The sequence below is a fragment of the Oceanobacillus sp. FSL K6-0118 genome, assembly GCF_038006665.1.
Classification (GTDB): domain Bacteria; phylum Bacillota; class Bacilli; order Bacillales; family Amphibacillaceae; genus Oceanobacillus; species Oceanobacillus caeni.
In genome coordinates this window covers 66,622-81,179 of record NZ_JBBOVR010000002.1, presented here as the reverse complement: position 1 = coordinate 81,179, position 14,558 = coordinate 66,622, and the positions used below count along the sequence as shown (strand labels likewise).

Below are 14,558 nucleotides of genomic sequence, written 5' to 3'. Positions count from 1 at the left end.
CCTTATGTTTAAACATTATACCATGAACCAAGTAGTTTTGCCGCTAGATTTAGAAATGTATGTGTCAAGAGTTTTTCGCGGTGTGACATAAACAGGTGATTTATCTATTATTTTTAGTTACACACAAACGACCGTACAGGTAGATTTCAAACAAACGTTTGATCAATTTCTTGATATCAATTTTTACAAAATTGGACAGAAATGTGGACCGGTTATTGCCTGGGGTGTGGTCCAAAGAAAGAACCACAGTACGAACCGAAGTGCGGACACATTATATAAACAAAAAGAAACAAAACGAAATAGAATCTAATACTAATGGGGATGGCTTGGCTGGAAATTTAATCAAGCTGTCCTTTTTTACGTTTTCGACAAAAATAGACAAAAACAATATAAAAAATATGAAAAAACTAGCTAACTTACAAAACCTCTTGCAGAAACGTCATTTCTGCAGAAAAACAGGGGAGAATCTTGTAGAAACATGTCGGAGTTTGTCAGAAATGCGAAGTTAGCAACCTTTACAGTTTTCATCGGTCTGATTATGCTAGATGCGGATATCACATTTTGCCACACTGAAAAAAAGGAGGTTTTGTACTTGAAGAAAAACGACGACTTGTTTGAAGATATTTTCAAACAAAATGAGAAACGTATTTATTATCACATGCACAAGCTTGGCATTCGAGATCCGTATGGGGATTTTTATTCGGAAGGGATGTATGCCATGTGGACAGCCTACCAGAAATATGAGCCAAATAAAGGCCCCCTCGCCACTTACTTCAACTACACCATTCGCAATCGCCTCATCGATCTTATCCGGAAGAAAACCAATGATGAAGATAACGAACAAAACTATGTGGAAAAGGAAATTTTAACTGCCTATGACGGAAATAAATATGGCGACTCGAAAATGCCAATCCTGGACACAAGTGGAATGGATATGGAAGATGGCGATTCCTGGGAGCGCGTATTTTCTCTGCTTACCGAGAAACAGCGGAAATGGGTGTATTTTTATATCATTCGGGATATGTCACTGAAGGAAATTGCAGAACAGGAACATGTATCTGTGGAAGCTGTGAAAGACTGGGGGAAGCAAGCGAGGAAGAAATTGCGAGCTTATTTTAAAGACAGTGATGGGATTTAAATTTGGTAGACGTGCTATTCGTTTAGCATAAAAAGCCTTCCCTGGGACTTGGATTCACTGAAAAGTCTGGGGGAAGGTGAATTTTACGTGAAAGTAAAATCTTGGAGATGGAAGGAAAGGGAGAGAAGGATGAATTACATAAGGGAAATGAATGCTTTTTATGATTCGCTGGAATATAACCCACTATCTAGTTCAGCAGTTGCTTTATGGCATGCGTTGATGCATATGAATAACAAGACGAGGTGGAAGAGCGAATTTCGTGTAGCTGGAATGGTTTTAAGGATCAAATCTGGTTTGAATGAATCTAGTTTTAAGAGAGCGAGAACGGAGCTAAAGGAAAAAGGATACATTGCTTATGAACCTAAAAGGGGCAATCAAGCACCAGTTTATCGAATGATTAGTTTGATAGAGAATCGTGAAGACGCGCAACAGATGGATTCGGTTGGGTATGAAGTAGATGAGAATTCAACTGAGACGGAACTACCTGGGGAAAGGGAAGCACGGAAAGGGATGGCAGAAGAAACGGTAACGAAACAGGAGGCTGGGGAAGGAGAAGTATTTCGTTTCTATCAAGAAAACTTTGGAGTCATGAGCCCATTCGTCATCGAGTCCATGAGTGATTGGGTGGACGATGTAGGAGAAGCATTAGTGATGGAAGCGATGAAACGGGCATTGGAGCAAAATAGGGCAAGTTGGGGTTACGTGAAAAGTATCTTGCAGGCATGGAAAAAGAAAGGGATTCGAAGTGTGGATGCAGTGCGAGCAGAAGATGTGGAATTTCGAAAAAGGAAACAACGGCGGCGGTATCACTATTTTACCAGTGGGAATCGTGAAGAGGTGATTCCGGATTGGTTTAAGGAACAGAGGGAAAAGCGTGAGAATAAAAGGATGGAAGTTGATCCGGAAGAAGCGGAAGTGACGAGGTTGAAAATTAGGAGGTTGAAGGAGGAGTTGGGGTATGGGTAGAGTGTAAGGGGGCGCGTCCAATGTGTTAAATCTTATCGAGAGCGGGAATCCGTTACTCGTGCGTATTTCCAAAGTCGCCTTCATAGGGGAGACGACAACTGGACGATTACCCAACCGCCAAATATGCTTCAAAAATCTCAAGTTTGCCGATGCTAGCAATTTTTCCGCAATCTTTATAAAAGGACGACGAATGAGCCTAGTCTAACAGGGAGAGGATCAGTAAGGAAAACTACATCTTGGCCCCCTGCTAAGATGAGCTAAATGGATCGGTGAATCTCTGCCACTGGTGCCCCCTTATTTTGCTTTACTAATATTCAATAATTCAGGAATTGTTACAAACTCTATTCCTTCTTGCTGTATACGTGGAATAATGTCATGTAAAGAATGGACAGTGCCTGATAAATCCATTGTCCAATCACCACCGTCATGCATCAGTACAATGGATCCGGGTTCCGTATTTGCTAAGACAATATCAGAAATAACAGTCGTACCCAATTGTCTCCAATCCAAAGAATCGACGTTCCAGAGAATGACAGAATACCCCATCTGCCTCATTAATTCGACAATCTCTCGGTTTAACGCACCATAAGGGGCACGAAATAATCGGGGACGGTATTCTATAATCTGTGCAAGTACTTCCTCTGTTGAAGTGACTTCCCAATGAACTCTTTCTAAACTTACTTCTGTCAGATTAGGATGCCAATACGTATGATTACCAATGACGTGCCCTTCTGCATGCATTCTTCTCACGATATCGGAATGTTCAGCTGCTCTAGCCCCCATCAGGAAAAAGGTAGCTTTGATTTTGTATTTATTAAGGACATTCAGCACTTGGGGTGTAAAGCGTATATCTGGACCATCATCAAAAGTTAAAGCTACTTTATTTTCGTTAAGGGATCCTCTTAAAACAACGGTGTTGGGATATTCCCGCTGTAAAATCGAATTCGCCACTAAATGAGGCTCTCTGCTTGTCATTTCCGCTCCTCCTACTGGTTGACTTTGCCCCATTTGCCTATCCCATTTACTCCGATACCATAAATTAAAATGATTCGTGTGCATATGAACCTCCATGTTTAAAAATTTGCCCATTTATCTTTACTATATGGTAAGTGTGTTTAAGGGGTTACGAAGGGGTAGAGGTGCTAATGTGTTGGATACCATCATGGAGTCCTTAATCAATATGTTAGCCCCCAATGCTTTAAGGCACTATGTTGTATATGACAATGTGATAAGGTGCACAAAGAGGAATTATGCGTGAGACTAGTGCGTATTTCTTCGGAAAAAAATATTAGAAAACAAGGAAACCACCCGACGCCGTAGGAAGCAAAAGGGTAGTCTCAGAGAAATAAACAACTTAGAAAAAATGTTTTATATTTATAAATTATAGAATAAATTGTCGATATTCCCCGGGAAATGAAATATTTCCTTGTAATCTTTCAGGGAATAATGGTGAATATGGGTGATTTTGTTCTTTTTCGCATTTTTTGATATAAATTTGTTTACGGGATCAAGTCTCCTACGTTTGATTCGTCTACCTCGACTACCGCTATAATAAAACCTTATAAAAAAAGGCCAACCAGTAATTTCTGGCTAACCTTTTAAAACTAACGTTTGATCATTCTTGAATAAGAGCTTTTAACAACTTACACGAGAATTTTAACGCTAACATCAAATATTCCATTTAAAATTAATTATCCTTTAAACCTAATTTCTCATTAATTTCTTGTATTGTTTCATGCATTTTAAAGAATAAAATTAATAATTCACAATAAACCCTTGTAAAGATAGGTCCTAATATGATAGTTAATATACCCATAAATATTTGGTAACCGCCACCGAAGTAAGAATCAAAACCAGCTATAATTTGAAGAAGTCCTAGAATGATAGAGAAGCCTACTCCAACCCAAAAAAGCACTTTAATGATTGTTGGTGTAATCATCTTATTAAAACTAATAAAATTTTTCATTTATTCACCTCCCTGTTTCGTAGTCCATCCATCATGAAATAAAATTCCTTTCATAAAAAACACTTCATTTTATTTCTATTTCGTTATAGGAAGTATTAGAACTGATGACTTTTTAAATTCTTTGATTTGCAAAGGGTAATTTTAGCATAAAAGTTTAAACTTAACAATGAAGCGCAGTTTGTTCCACTATGTATGCAACTAACTATAAATGAATGGGAAAAGGTACTGGAGTTATTTTTGAAGGGATGATAGAAATACTTAAACAGCCATATTCCCTTGACATAAATTTCTGAAGACTATAACATTGACTATAACTTAAATATATTCACTAGGGGTGTTATTTAACTGAGATGAGTATTTACTCAAACCCTTTGAACCTGAACTAGTTAAAACTAGCGTAGGAAAGTGTAAATTCTATTACATACTAAAAGGGTGATTATGCCTTTTTCTTAATATGTAGTTAATTCTTTTTACGCAACTTTTCTATGTGAAGGTTGCGTATTTTTTTATTTATCACTTTATTATTTAAGTTTCATCAAAATTAATAATATAGGAGTGGTTATGATGGGGAGAACAGTATTAGTAACAGGTGGTAGTAGAGGTTTAGGAGAGTCTATTGTAAAGACCTTAGCACAACAAGGATTTCAAGTGGTTATCAATTACTATAAAAGTCAGGATGCCGCTGAGAAGCTTGTTTCTGAGATTGGTGAAGAAAATGCTATTGCCATTCAGGCTGATGTAACCAATCGCACAGAAGTAGATACATTGATAAAAAAAGCAACGGAGTACTTTGGCCAAATAGATGTTGTTGTCAACAATGCATTAGTAGACTTTAAGTTTGATCCAAACAAACAGAAACCTTTCACAGAACTCACCTGGGTTGATTACCAAAAACAACTAAATGGTACGTTAAAAGCAGCATTTCATGTAGTTCAAAGCGTCATCCCTCAATTTATTGAACGACAAAATGGAAGTATTATAAGTATAGGTACTAATTTATATCAAAATCCTGTTGTACCTTACCATGAATATACAACAGCTAAAGCTGGATTAATAGGTTTTACACGTAATATCGCTTCTGAATTAGGACAATATGGTATAAAAGCGAATGTCGTTTCAGGGGGATTATTAAAAACGACTCATGCCAGTGCTGTTACAACACCGGAAGTATTTGATTTAATTGCTCAGTCGACGCCACTGAAGAAGGTGACCACACCTCAAGATGTAGCCAATATGGTCGCTTTTTTATCATCAGAAAATGCGCACGGTATTACAGGTCAAAATATCACAGTAGATGGCGGTTTGACAATGAACTAGTAGCTTAAATGACAATGGATAGTCTTTCAAAAACGGAGTATATAAGATAGTGAATAATAATTGTTTGGAGGTATGACAAATGCCAAAGATGAAAGAAAAACAACTACACTTAGGTGTCTTGCTGTATGGATGTGGGCACCATCAGGCTGCTTGGCAAATGCCTGACTCAAGCGTTGAACGTATTGGGGACATTTCATATTACCAATCCTTAGCACAGTTAGCGGAAAAAGGTTATTTTGACGCAGTATTCTTTGCTGATAATCAATCCTTTCCGGCTAAAGATTCTAGTGATATGCCAGCATTTTGGTTTGATCCAATAGTCAATTTAACAGCTATTTCTCAAGTGACAAAACATGTGGGATTAGTTTCAACCATTTCAAGTACTTTTTCTAATCCTTTCACAGCTTCACGACAATTATTAAGTTTAGACCATATTACAAAAGGACGTGTTGGTTGGAATCTCGTTACTTCTATGACTGATTTGGAGGCGTTAAATCATAGTATGGATGAACTGCCTCCTCATGACAAACGTTATGAGAAAGCAGATGAATTTGCTGCTTTAATGAATAAGTTATTCCTTTCATGGGACAGTAATGAGTTTGTACATAATCGAGCAGAAGGGAAATTGATCGATCCTTCAAACATTCAGCCATTTAATCACGCTGGTACTTATTTTAAGGTGTATGGCCCATCCACCACACCAAAAAGCCCCCAAGGCAAACCAGTATCAATGCAAGCGGGGGCATCTAAACAAGGTATTGCATTGGCGGCAAAATATGCCGATGCGGTTTATTCCGTATCGTGGAACTTGAAGCAGGCAAAAAGATTTCGTGAAAAATTAGATGAACAAGTTAGACAAAGTGGAGACAGTAATAGACATATTAAAGTATTTCCGGGCTTAGTAACCTATGTAGGTCGTACTCATGAAGAAGCCTTAGAAAAAAAAGCAGCATTAGATGAGCAATTACCTATTGAAACAGCTTTAAACCAGTTGAGTTTCTTTGTTCAACAAGACTGTTCGAATTGGGAAATGGATAAAGAAGTACCTCAACTACCTCCTGTAGAAGAATTTACTGGACCAATCGGACGTTACGAAACGATACTAGAAATTATTAATGATACCCGACCTACCGTAAGAGAATTATTAGGATATCTTAATGCGGGCGGTGGGCATCACACGCTGATAGGTACGCCCGAAGAAATTGTGGATCAGATGGAAGTCTGGCTTGAAGCTGGTGTGGCTGATGGATTTAATCTTATGCCTCCTACATTGCCTGGTAGTTTAGAAGACTTTGTTGAACTAATTGTTCCTGAAATGCAAAAAAGAGGTATTTTCAGAGAGAAATATGAAGGTCATACTTTCCGTGAACATTTAGGATTAACATAATTCGAATCATGTTCATGTAATGATCGTAACTATTGTCGCCTATCTAAACAAAAAGAAATAGCCACCCTGCCGTCAAGTAAGGTGAGCTATTTCTGCAAAAAACTTTACTAGGTCAGCCGCTCTGTACAAGGCATGTATGTTGCTTAGGTTTTGGCATGGACCTGGTTATTTGCATGAAGGATGATTGTCTTATAATCGTCGAGACACAAGAAGAGGGGAGACCCTCTTCTTGTGTCTATGAAATTATAAAATTAATAGAATCACAAGGATCACAGGGAAGGTCCCTTTGGCCCTGCAATCTAAACAAACCTTTGTAATACATTTGTCATATTTCTTTTGTAAATCTATGTTAAAATGAATAACATCTGGAAGAATATGGAGGGAGATTTAAGATGAAAAAGTTAGTAACTGCGATAACTGCAGGAATGCTTATCGCTAGTGTAACAGTAACTAACGTTTCAGCAGCAGAAGTTAAAGTACAAAAAGGTGATACGCTATGGGATATATCAAGAGAACATAACACTACAGTAAAGAAATTAATGGATATAAATAAGTTGACGTCAACTATTATCTATCCGAATCAACTATTATTCATAAACGAACAATATATAGTACAAAAAGGGGACACATTATCCAGGATCGCTAATCAATTTGATGTAACGGTCAAGGATATAAAATCCCTGAACAATCTCACATCAGATCTTATCTTTATTGGTCAAGTGCTTGACATTCCAACTATATCTACCACGGATGATGCTGTCTCGAAGGAAACAGTTACAGCGCCAGCAAAAGAAGTTGCGACTGAAAGCATATCAACAGAACCAGTTCAGGAAGTTGAGGCTCAAGAACCAGAAGAAGTTGAGGCACCGGCACCAGTAACAGAACCAGAAGAAGAAGTTGAGGCACCGGAACCAGCAACAGAACCAGAAGAAGAAGTTGAGGCACCGGAACCAGCAACAGAGCCAGAAGAAGAAGTTGAGGCACCGGAACCAGCACCAGAACCGGAAGAAGAAGTTGAGGCACCGGAACCAGCACCAGAACCAGAAGAAGAAGTTGAGGCACCGGAACCAGAAGAAGAAGTTGAGGCTCAAGAACCAGCACCAGAACCAGAAGAAGTTGAGGCTTCAGAACCAGTTAGCCAAGAGGCATCTCAAGCAGATAAAAAAGTAGTTGTAGAAGCGGATGAAAAAGCAGAATCTGCTAAATCAGAAGGTAATTCCGAAGACGATGCAGAACTTAATGTAATTCAAGCAACTGCTACTGCATATACGGCTAATTGTGATGGTTGCTCAGGTATCACGTCTACTGGTGTAGATTTGAATGCAAATCCAAATGCGAAAGTAATAGCTGTGGATCCATCTGTTATTCCATTAGGATCTAAAGTATATGTCGATGGCTATGGTTATGCAGTTGCTGCCGATACTGGTGGAAGCATTAAAGGGAATAAAATTGATGTTCATGTTCCAACAAAGGCCGAAGCATATAAATGGGGAAATAGAACAGTTAATGTTACCATTTTAAAATAATGAATACTAATTTGTAGTCAAAAAAGGGAACCATGGGGGACAGGCCCCTCATCTCACTAGACAAATTTCAACAACCAAAAATAAAAGGAAGTACTCCGTAAGTAATAAGCGAGTACTTCCTTTTAATGTTAAACGAACCTTTGGTATAAAATGGCTTTTCTGATTTTCACTAGGTAATTTAGTGCATCCTAGTGTATTAGTAAAGATGCGTGGTATTCTCCTTAATAAAGTGGGGGAGAAATTCGATGGTGTCACTTACTTTAATTGGGATTAGAACCTTTTTAAATCCTTATGATAAGGGATGAGGTTAATAGCGACTTACGAAGCACTGAGTTACGCAATTTAGCTTAGCGACGTGGATCGTAACTATTTTCGTCCATTTAAACAAAAAGAAATAGCCACCTCTGCCCTACCAAGGAAAGGTGACTATTTCATAGTCCTTTAAATTGGTTAGCCGCTATTTTGCGGCATGTATGTTGCACCGACTGGGCGTTAGTGCGTCCAGTCTCTTTTATTTTACGCTGTTTCTATATTCATTATAAATCAAAACTAAATGTTGTTGCAAACGAAACTTTAGGTTCGTATGTGTCAAGTTTTTCTCGGTGTGTCTTCCACACCAATATTTCCGGCACTCTATTTTTGTACACTTTTTCGGCTACCGCGCGACCCTTGTCGCTTGCTGTCCCCAATTTTTAGGTAACGTTCTAAAAACCAAGAACCTTACCTAAAAATCAGGGTGTTATCTAAAACTTTTTATTAACTGTCCAATAGCTGATGAATGAGCTGTATTTAGGCTTATTTTACCTTGTTTTGCTCCAATTGACGGCTGGGTTTCCTGGCGTAGAAATTCAGTCATACGAACCACTTTTTTCACGTCTCGTTGTTTTCTTACACTTCGCCTTTGGTCTCTCAAATAGACGGATCGTAATGTTTTATTTAGAATCCCTTGTTTGATCTTCACCATTGCCTCACTACCTTCTAAACTCCAATGCATTCCACGCTTTTTCATTCGGAATGAAATATGTCGTTGGTTGGATTCCATTGCACCCATGCCCCTTGCCTCTTTTGGTGGATTCTCAACTTTTTCTCTCCAATCAAAAATTCGATCCCAATTACCGCCAATATATCTACGAAAATCCTCGGCCTTTTCTAACTGCTTATCCGTTTCTAAAGTGCTCTCCAATGTATCCATCCAACGTATGAAATCATCCAGTTCGTGTTCTTTGATTGCCTTTTGTACACCTTCTTTAAACTCGCTCTTTTTAACTCCAAAAGTTCGATTCAGTGCTTTAGAAATGTGAAAGGAATCCAATTGATTTAAAACAGGATAACTAGACTGTGAGAAAGCCTCTTGAAAACGTTCTGCCGTATAACCGGGACCACCATCACTATTGGTGACAACTTGAGTGTTTTCTAAGGAATAATGATTAGCTGTATACGCCTGGACTTCTTTCCAAAAATCATTCGTTGGTTTGGTTGTCATGATGACCTGTGGATTCTTTAGGGAAATACGCTTCCCATTTTTACTCCAACCTTCATGAATGATCGCATGATGGACTTCATGACTTGTCTTTTTCTTTGTTCCACGCACAAATACACCATCTGCCTCGGCAAATAAAAAATCCAACTCATCTCCCTTTGGTAAATAAGCAGTTTTCTAATGTATTTGCCGGCTAAGCATACATTTATGATAGAGCGCCTTTTCTTTTTTTTCTAGAATTTTGTTTCAAATCCCCGAGAACTATTTTACACATAGTGGGAAAAACTTGTTTGCGGACCCTGATGTTATCGAGCGTATATTTAATGGTGATAAGATTTCTAAGTTTACAATAACAGTTAGTAAATATCAGAATAAGGTTGAAGTACTTACCACGGGATTAACAATCGACTTTAAAGGGATGTTAAAGATTGTTTTTAGTGAGCCTAATGTAAAGGGCTATATTTTAAAAGAAATTTGTCAAGAATTATATTATACTATTGTTAACCTACTAGAAGATAAGCAAACTATTGAAATTGGATCAGAGATTGTTAATAATCAACTTTCAAGAGATGCTTTTCAATCGAAGAAAAGTTTTACACAATATGTAACAACGATAGAAGAAAATCTGATTAAAAGAATTCCTGATAAAGAAGAGGAGATTCGTGATTACTTTGGTGGAATTAAATTGGATATTAAATGAGCCAATAAGGAGGGTTTAGGCCTTGTTCCTTTCAAACAGTATGGTAATCGTTAAAGTAAATGATATTGTTAATGTTGAAAAAAATCTAAAGGATATTATGTTTATGGATGATAATGACCATTTCTATGCCATGAATTTTTTTGATGAAAGTAATAGTATGGGTGAAATTCAATGGTCCAATTCCTTTAGGTATGGAAAAATGAATATGGTAAACTTTATAAGGAAGAGTAATTATTTTTATTTATTCACATCATCTGTTCAAAATTATAAGTATTTAGGGAAAGTATTGGATAAATTATTAGGTAGTAATGTTACCATTGAAGTTTTTAGATTACCCTTGAACTGTAAATATAAGGAAAGTTTAAGTCAGGAGATTACTTCGGTTGACGTAGATCCTTTCTTTGGAATAAAAGCTAAATTGGAGCTTGCCGATAATAATCCTATACTTCTTAAAATTTACACCAATGGGTTAATTACCTATCCAATTACTACGGATAAAACAAAAGTAGATAAATTGTTAGAGATTTCTACAGATATTATAGAGAAGTGTAATCAAAATGTATGACTATATATCATACTTATTTGCTGTTGGTCTTTGGGAATTGATGGATGGCATTAGCATTTATTCTATTCAATATCTGGGTTGGGTGTCAGCTGTTATTGCTGCATTATTGGCATTAACAACTATAGTTTTTAGTCAACATAATGAAAGAGTAATTCAAAAGTCAAATGACTTAGCACGTGACATAAGTTTAGAATTGAATCAGGATAAAAACGAAGTTGATAAAAATAGAGTTATCATACAAATCAATTACTTAGTAACGTTATTATCAAACGTAAAGACGTATAAGATTACTTTGATTATGTTTATAATTATTTCATATAGTCTTGCGGTTTGTTGGTTATTTGGTGGAATAGCTTATTCTTTAGATGCCAAAACAGTGTTTGACTCTGTACTGGTAGTATTTTCATCTTTTATTTTAATAATTCTTTTAGTGATTTTGCCTTTATTAATGTTCTCTTTTAATAAATCAAAGCCATTAAATATTGATAAACATATGAAATTAGATCAGCTGGTTAACTTTTTGAATAATGAGGATTATTGGAAGGGGAACAGCATAGTATCTGATTTATTACAGCCGGTTGTAAAAGTGTCTTTAACTTCATCTAATCTTATAAGAATCAATCTAAGGCAACATATTCCAATCTCTGGTTATACCGTTACCTTCAGATTTGTTACTAAGAATGAAGATATATTATTATTACACTTAAGGCCAGAACCTAATGAGGTGTCTACGTATATAACTAAATCAGAAACTGAATCAAAGATGTATAGAAATTTTACAACTTTATTTAGAAATATAAAAAGTTAAATTTAAAGGAAAGCAAGGTCTATGTAGTATCTGAAACAGAGAAGCTAGTTTTTTCTATAATGAAAGCTAAGGAAAGTACAAACCAACTAGAATTTAAACTCGGAAGTTATCATAACCAGCCAATTATTTTACCTGTGAAAGAACTACTATTACAAGAAAAGTCTATTTTAAAGTTTAATTCTACAGAGGAACATTTATACTTTGAATTAAATAATAAATAAGATTCAATTGGCCTATTTTCGGAAACTGACTTAAACTACTTTAACGCGTGTGAAAGGTTTAGCTAACTAAAAGGTAATTTATTGGAAAAGAAACAGCCTCACTTTTTTAGTGGGGCTGTTTTACTAATTATTTCATTTTCTCCGGCAATGCATGTATCGATTCAATCAGTTGATTCAGTTTTCCCTCGACACGGTGTAATAGGTAAAACGTCACCGCGATAGGAAAACCAACATCTGTGATGAATGCTATCCAAGCTTCCACAGAAAAAACCTCCAATCCTTGTTTAGTAAAATAGACCAGCGATAAACATCGGCTGGTCTATTTCTTAAGGTTAAATTTCAATATCGATTTCTTCCACAGTGTTTTCTACAATGCGGGCACTATGCTTTTCTACCAAATCTCCACCAGTCGATGTGAAGGCATTTTCGTTGATGATTGTATCCATTGCAGCATTAACAGCTGAAGGATCTACTGGTTCGATAGGATTATCTAGTGAAAATGTAACTACTTTTCCATCTTCGTTTGTAAATTTAAGCTCTAATTTTCTCAACTCTCTCACTCCTTTTTATTATTTTTGTCGGCCTTTACTCAGCAGTAACATCAGCTGTGTCTTTACGAATGATGTTGTATAATGGGCGATCTTGTAAACCAGCAAAAGCATTGGCTACAGCATATAGCTGATCCGCCGTTGCGGAAGTTTTTACATTGTTGAAACTCTTATACTTGTAGACTGGCATACCAGTTTTTAAATCATTCCCATCATTTAAAACAAGCTGTAATGTAGACTTCGTTAATTCGAATGCTGCCATTTGTTTCTCACCTCCTTTCATAAATACAATCGAAAGGAATCGAGGTGAGGGGGGAGAAATTTAAGAAGGGTTCAAATTCCTTATCTAGTTATAACTCGTGTTTAAAAAGGAATAAAAAGGGGAAGTTGGAAAAAGATATCTTTGTTAAAGGGGTGGGGTACTTGTAGTTAATTTGGGACAGTAAACCTGTCCTATGGCTCTTATGGTATACTATTATGGTGTATAAGAAAGGAGTGCAAAAATCAATGGAATTTATGGAGAGTATTATTTCCCATTTAAATGATTTTCTATGGTCTTATGTACTTATTATTGTTTTGATTGGTTTAGGGTTATATTTTACAATTCGAACTGGTTTTGTTCAATTTTCCATAAGAGAAATGTTTCGAGTGATAACCGATAAACGTGCGTATTCTGATTCAGGGAAGAAAGGGACAAGTTCTTTCCAAGCATTTGCTATTAGTGCGGCTTCAAGGGTAGGTACAGGAAATATGGCAGGGATCGCGTCTGCGGTGGCACTTGGAGGTCCGGGGGCATTATTTTGGATGTGGCTGGTTGCGATTGTCGGTGCAGCATCTGGATTCGTTGAGAGTACACTTGGTCAAGTATATAAAGTGAATGATAAAAATCTTTACCGAGGTGGTCCAGCTTATTATATTGAGAAAGGTTTAAAAAGTCGTTGGCTAGGTATTGTATTTGCGGTTACCATCACATTTACATATGGACTTATATTTAATTCCGTTCAGTCTAATACGATTAGTCTTGCCTTTAAAAATCAATTTTCAATAAGTCCTACTGCTGTTGCTATCATTTTAACCATTCTTACAGCATTAGTTATTTTTGGAGGAATAAGGAGTATTGCTAATGTTTCACAAATCATTGTACCAGTAATGGCGATTATTTATATTCTAATCTCCTTTGTGGTATTGGCGATGAACTTAGAAGTGATACCAGGCATTATTAGGCTTATTTTTGCTAATGCATTTGGTATTGAACAAGTTGCGGGAGGAGGCTTCGGTGCAGCCATCATGATGGGTGTGAAACGTGGGCTATTCTCTAATGAAGCTGGGATGGGGTCCGTACCGAATGCCGCAGCAACTGCTGACGTTTCGCATCCGGTAAAACAAGGACTCGTTCAAGCACTTGGCGTGTTCTTTGATACCTTATTAATCTGTAGCGCAACTGGATTGGTTATTCTTGCTTCTGGTGGATTTGCAGGTAGTGATGCAGAGGGGATTCAGATTACGCAATCTGCTTTCACCAATCTTTTAGGAGACTGGGCGGGTATATTTGTCGCTGTTGCCATTTTCCTATTCGCGTTTAGTTCGATTCTTGGAAATTATTATTATGGGGAAAGCAATATCTACTATATTAAGGATAGTAAACTAACTTTATTTATTTACCGAGTTGTCGTTCTTATCATGGTCATCTTTGGAACCCTTGCGTCCTTTGATCTTGTCTGGGCACTTGCCGACTTAACCATGGCAATCATGGCATTAATTAACTTATATGCCATTACAAGACTCTTTAAAATCGCCAAGATTGTTCTTGACGATTACATGAAACAACGAAAAGCTGGAAAAGACCCTGTATTTTATCGGGATGTATTAGAAAATCAAGATGGAATAGAGTGTTGGGAACGGATGGAGGATAGGGAGCAGTAGAACTGTGGGGATA

15 protein-coding genes, 1 pseudogene and 1 riboswitch are annotated in these 14,558 nt (G+C 37.0%); of the genes and pseudogenes, 10 read left to right on the top strand and 6 right to left on the bottom strand.

What is annotated here, in order from left to right; genetic code table 11:
- Window positions 1–592: 592 nt before the first annotated feature.
- Both MHI02_RS17020 and MHI02_RS17015 read left to right on the top strand, forming a co-directional pair.
- The gene (locus tag MHI02_RS17020; RefSeq protein WP_257456160.1) at window positions 593–1,138 is read left to right on the top strand and encodes a sigma-70 family RNA polymerase sigma factor; all 546 of its coding nucleotides are present in this window, start codon (window positions 593–595) and stop codon (window positions 1,136–1,138) included.
- A 129-nt stretch (window positions 1,139–1,267) separates the two neighbouring features.
- Window positions 1,268–2,104, top strand: coding sequence for a DnaD domain-containing protein (locus tag MHI02_RS17015; protein ID WP_341166140.1), 837 nt, complete (start codon window positions 1,268–1,270; stop codon window positions 2,102–2,104).
- A 294-nt stretch (window positions 2,105–2,398) separates the two neighbouring features.
- Here MHI02_RS17015 and MHI02_RS17010 read toward each other — a convergent pair whose 3' ends face one another.
- Entirely contained in the window at window positions 2,399–3,079 is a 681-nt protein-coding gene (locus MHI02_RS17010; protein ID WP_341166139.1) for a polysaccharide deacetylase family protein, read from the bottom strand.
- 712 nt (window positions 3,080–3,791) lie between these two features.
- On the bottom strand, window positions 3,792–4,070 hold the full coding sequence (locus tag MHI02_RS17005; protein WP_204797771.1) for a DUF4282 domain-containing protein: 279 nt from the start codon (window positions 4,068–4,070) through the stop codon (window positions 3,792–3,794).
- A 320-nt stretch (window positions 4,071–4,390) separates the two neighbouring features.
- Window positions 4,391–4,491: riboswitch (TPP riboswitch) on the top strand.
- 143 nt (window positions 4,492–4,634) lie between these two features.
- Here MHI02_RS17005 and MHI02_RS17000 point away from each other — a divergent pair.
- From MHI02_RS17000 to MHI02_RS16990, 3 genes are all read left to right on the top strand, one after another.
- A complete protein-coding gene (locus MHI02_RS17000; RefSeq protein WP_060668842.1) occupies window positions 4,635–5,387 on the top strand; it encodes a 3-oxoacyl-ACP reductase in 753 nt (250 codons plus the stop codon).
- A gap of 79 nt (window positions 5,388–5,466) precedes the next feature.
- Window positions 5,467–6,774, top strand: a complete 1,308-nt coding sequence (locus MHI02_RS16995; protein ID WP_060668843.1) for an LLM class flavin-dependent oxidoreductase — start codon at window positions 5,467–5,469, stop codon at window positions 6,772–6,774.
- Between the two features lie 392 nt (window positions 6,775–7,166).
- Window positions 7,167–8,300 carry a LysM peptidoglycan-binding domain-containing protein gene (locus MHI02_RS16990; RefSeq protein WP_341166138.1) on the top strand — a complete coding sequence of 378 codons (1,134 nt, stop codon included), beginning with the start codon at window positions 7,167–7,169 and terminating at the stop codon, window positions 8,298–8,300.
- A gap of 739 nt (window positions 8,301–9,039) precedes the next feature.
- Here the strand turns inward: MHI02_RS16990 and MHI02_RS16985 are convergent.
- Window positions 9,040–9,951, bottom strand: a pseudogene (locus MHI02_RS16985) (ISLre2 family transposase); the annotation flags it as partial.
- 115 nt (window positions 9,952–10,066) lie between these two features.
- Here MHI02_RS16985 and MHI02_RS16980 point away from each other — a divergent pair.
- Genes MHI02_RS16980 through MHI02_RS16965 form a run of 4 tightly spaced genes read left to right on the top strand, consistent with a single transcriptional unit; the run spans window position 10,067 to window position 12,074 of the window.
- The gene (locus MHI02_RS16980; RefSeq protein ID WP_047186560.1) at window positions 10,067–10,480 is read left to right on the top strand and encodes a hypothetical protein; all 414 of its coding nucleotides are present in this window, start codon (window positions 10,067–10,069) and stop codon (window positions 10,478–10,480) included.
- A 22-nt stretch (window positions 10,481–10,502) separates the two neighbouring features.
- Window positions 10,503–11,045 carry a hypothetical protein gene (locus MHI02_RS16975; protein ID WP_060669183.1) on the top strand — a complete coding sequence of 181 codons (543 nt, stop codon included), beginning with the start codon at window positions 10,503–10,505 and terminating at the stop codon, window positions 11,043–11,045.
- Complete coding sequence (locus tag MHI02_RS16970) at window positions 11,038–11,853, top strand: hypothetical protein (RefSeq protein WP_145524311.1); 816 nt, start codon at window positions 11,038–11,040, stop codon at window positions 11,851–11,853. Before MHI02_RS16975 ends, MHI02_RS16970 begins: the two co-directional genes overlap by 8 nt.
- A 59-nt stretch (window positions 11,854–11,912) precedes the next feature.
- On the top strand, window positions 11,913–12,074 hold the full coding sequence (locus MHI02_RS16965; protein WP_157851603.1) for a hypothetical protein: 162 nt from the start codon (window positions 11,913–11,915) through the stop codon (window positions 12,072–12,074).
- A 127-nt stretch (window positions 12,075–12,201) separates the two neighbouring features.
- Here the strand turns inward: MHI02_RS16965 and MHI02_RS16960 are convergent, their stop codons facing one another.
- From MHI02_RS16960 to MHI02_RS16950, 3 genes are all read right to left on the bottom strand, one after another.
- Window positions 12,202–12,336 carry a YvrJ family protein gene (locus tag MHI02_RS16960; protein WP_083452640.1) on the bottom strand — a complete coding sequence of 45 codons (135 nt, stop codon included), beginning with the start codon at window positions 12,334–12,336 and terminating at the stop codon, window positions 12,202–12,204.
- A gap of 70 nt (window positions 12,337–12,406) precedes the next feature.
- Entirely contained in the window at window positions 12,407–12,625 is a 219-nt protein-coding gene (locus MHI02_RS16955) for a DUF2922 domain-containing protein (protein WP_047186563.1), read from the bottom strand.
- Window positions 12,626–12,659: 34 nt separating this feature from the next.
- The gene (locus tag MHI02_RS16950; protein WP_047186564.1) at window positions 12,660–12,884 is read right to left on the bottom strand and encodes a DUF1659 domain-containing protein; all 225 of its coding nucleotides are present in this window, start codon (window positions 12,882–12,884) and stop codon (window positions 12,660–12,662) included.
- 245 nt (window positions 12,885–13,129) lie between these two features.
- Between MHI02_RS16950 and MHI02_RS16945 the strand changes: the two genes are divergently transcribed.
- Complete coding sequence (locus MHI02_RS16945; RefSeq protein WP_047186565.1) at window positions 13,130–14,545, top strand: alanine/glycine:cation symporter family protein; 1,416 nt, start codon at window positions 13,130–13,132, stop codon at window positions 14,543–14,545.
- Window positions 14,546–14,558: the final 13 nt, after the last annotated feature.

Coding starts and splice junctions, on each gene's coding strand:
- MHI02_RS17015 (WP_341166140.1), top strand. CDS start 1,268: ATGAATTACATAAGGGAAATGAATGCTTTTTATGATTCGCTGGAATAT.
- MHI02_RS17010 (WP_341166139.1), bottom strand. CDS start 3,079: ATGACAAGCAGAGAGCCTCATTTAGTGGCGAATTCGATTTTACAGCGG.
- MHI02_RS17005 (WP_204797771.1), bottom strand. CDS start 4,070: ATGAAAAATTTTATTAGTTTTAATAAGATGATTACACCAACAATCATT.
- MHI02_RS17000 (WP_060668842.1), top strand. CDS start 4,635: ATGGGGAGAACAGTATTAGTAACAGGTGGTAGTAGAGGTTTAGGAGAG.
- MHI02_RS16995 (WP_060668843.1), top strand. CDS start 5,467: ATGCCAAAGATGAAAGAAAAACAACTACACTTAGGTGTCTTGCTGTAT.
- MHI02_RS16990 (WP_341166138.1), top strand. CDS start 7,167: ATGAAAAAGTTAGTAACTGCGATAACTGCAGGAATGCTTATCGCTAGT.
- MHI02_RS16970 (WP_145524311.1), top strand. CDS start 11,038: ATGTATGACTATATATCATACTTATTTGCTGTTGGTCTTTGGGAATTG.
- MHI02_RS16965 (WP_157851603.1), top strand. CDS start 11,913: ATGAAAGCTAAGGAAAGTACAAACCAACTAGAATTTAAACTCGGAAGT.
- MHI02_RS16950 (WP_047186564.1), bottom strand. CDS start 12,884: ATGGCAGCATTCGAATTAACGAAGTCTACATTACAGCTTGTTTTAAAT.
- MHI02_RS16945 (WP_047186565.1), top strand. CDS start 13,130: ATGGAATTTATGGAGAGTATTATTTCCCATTTAAATGATTTTCTATGG.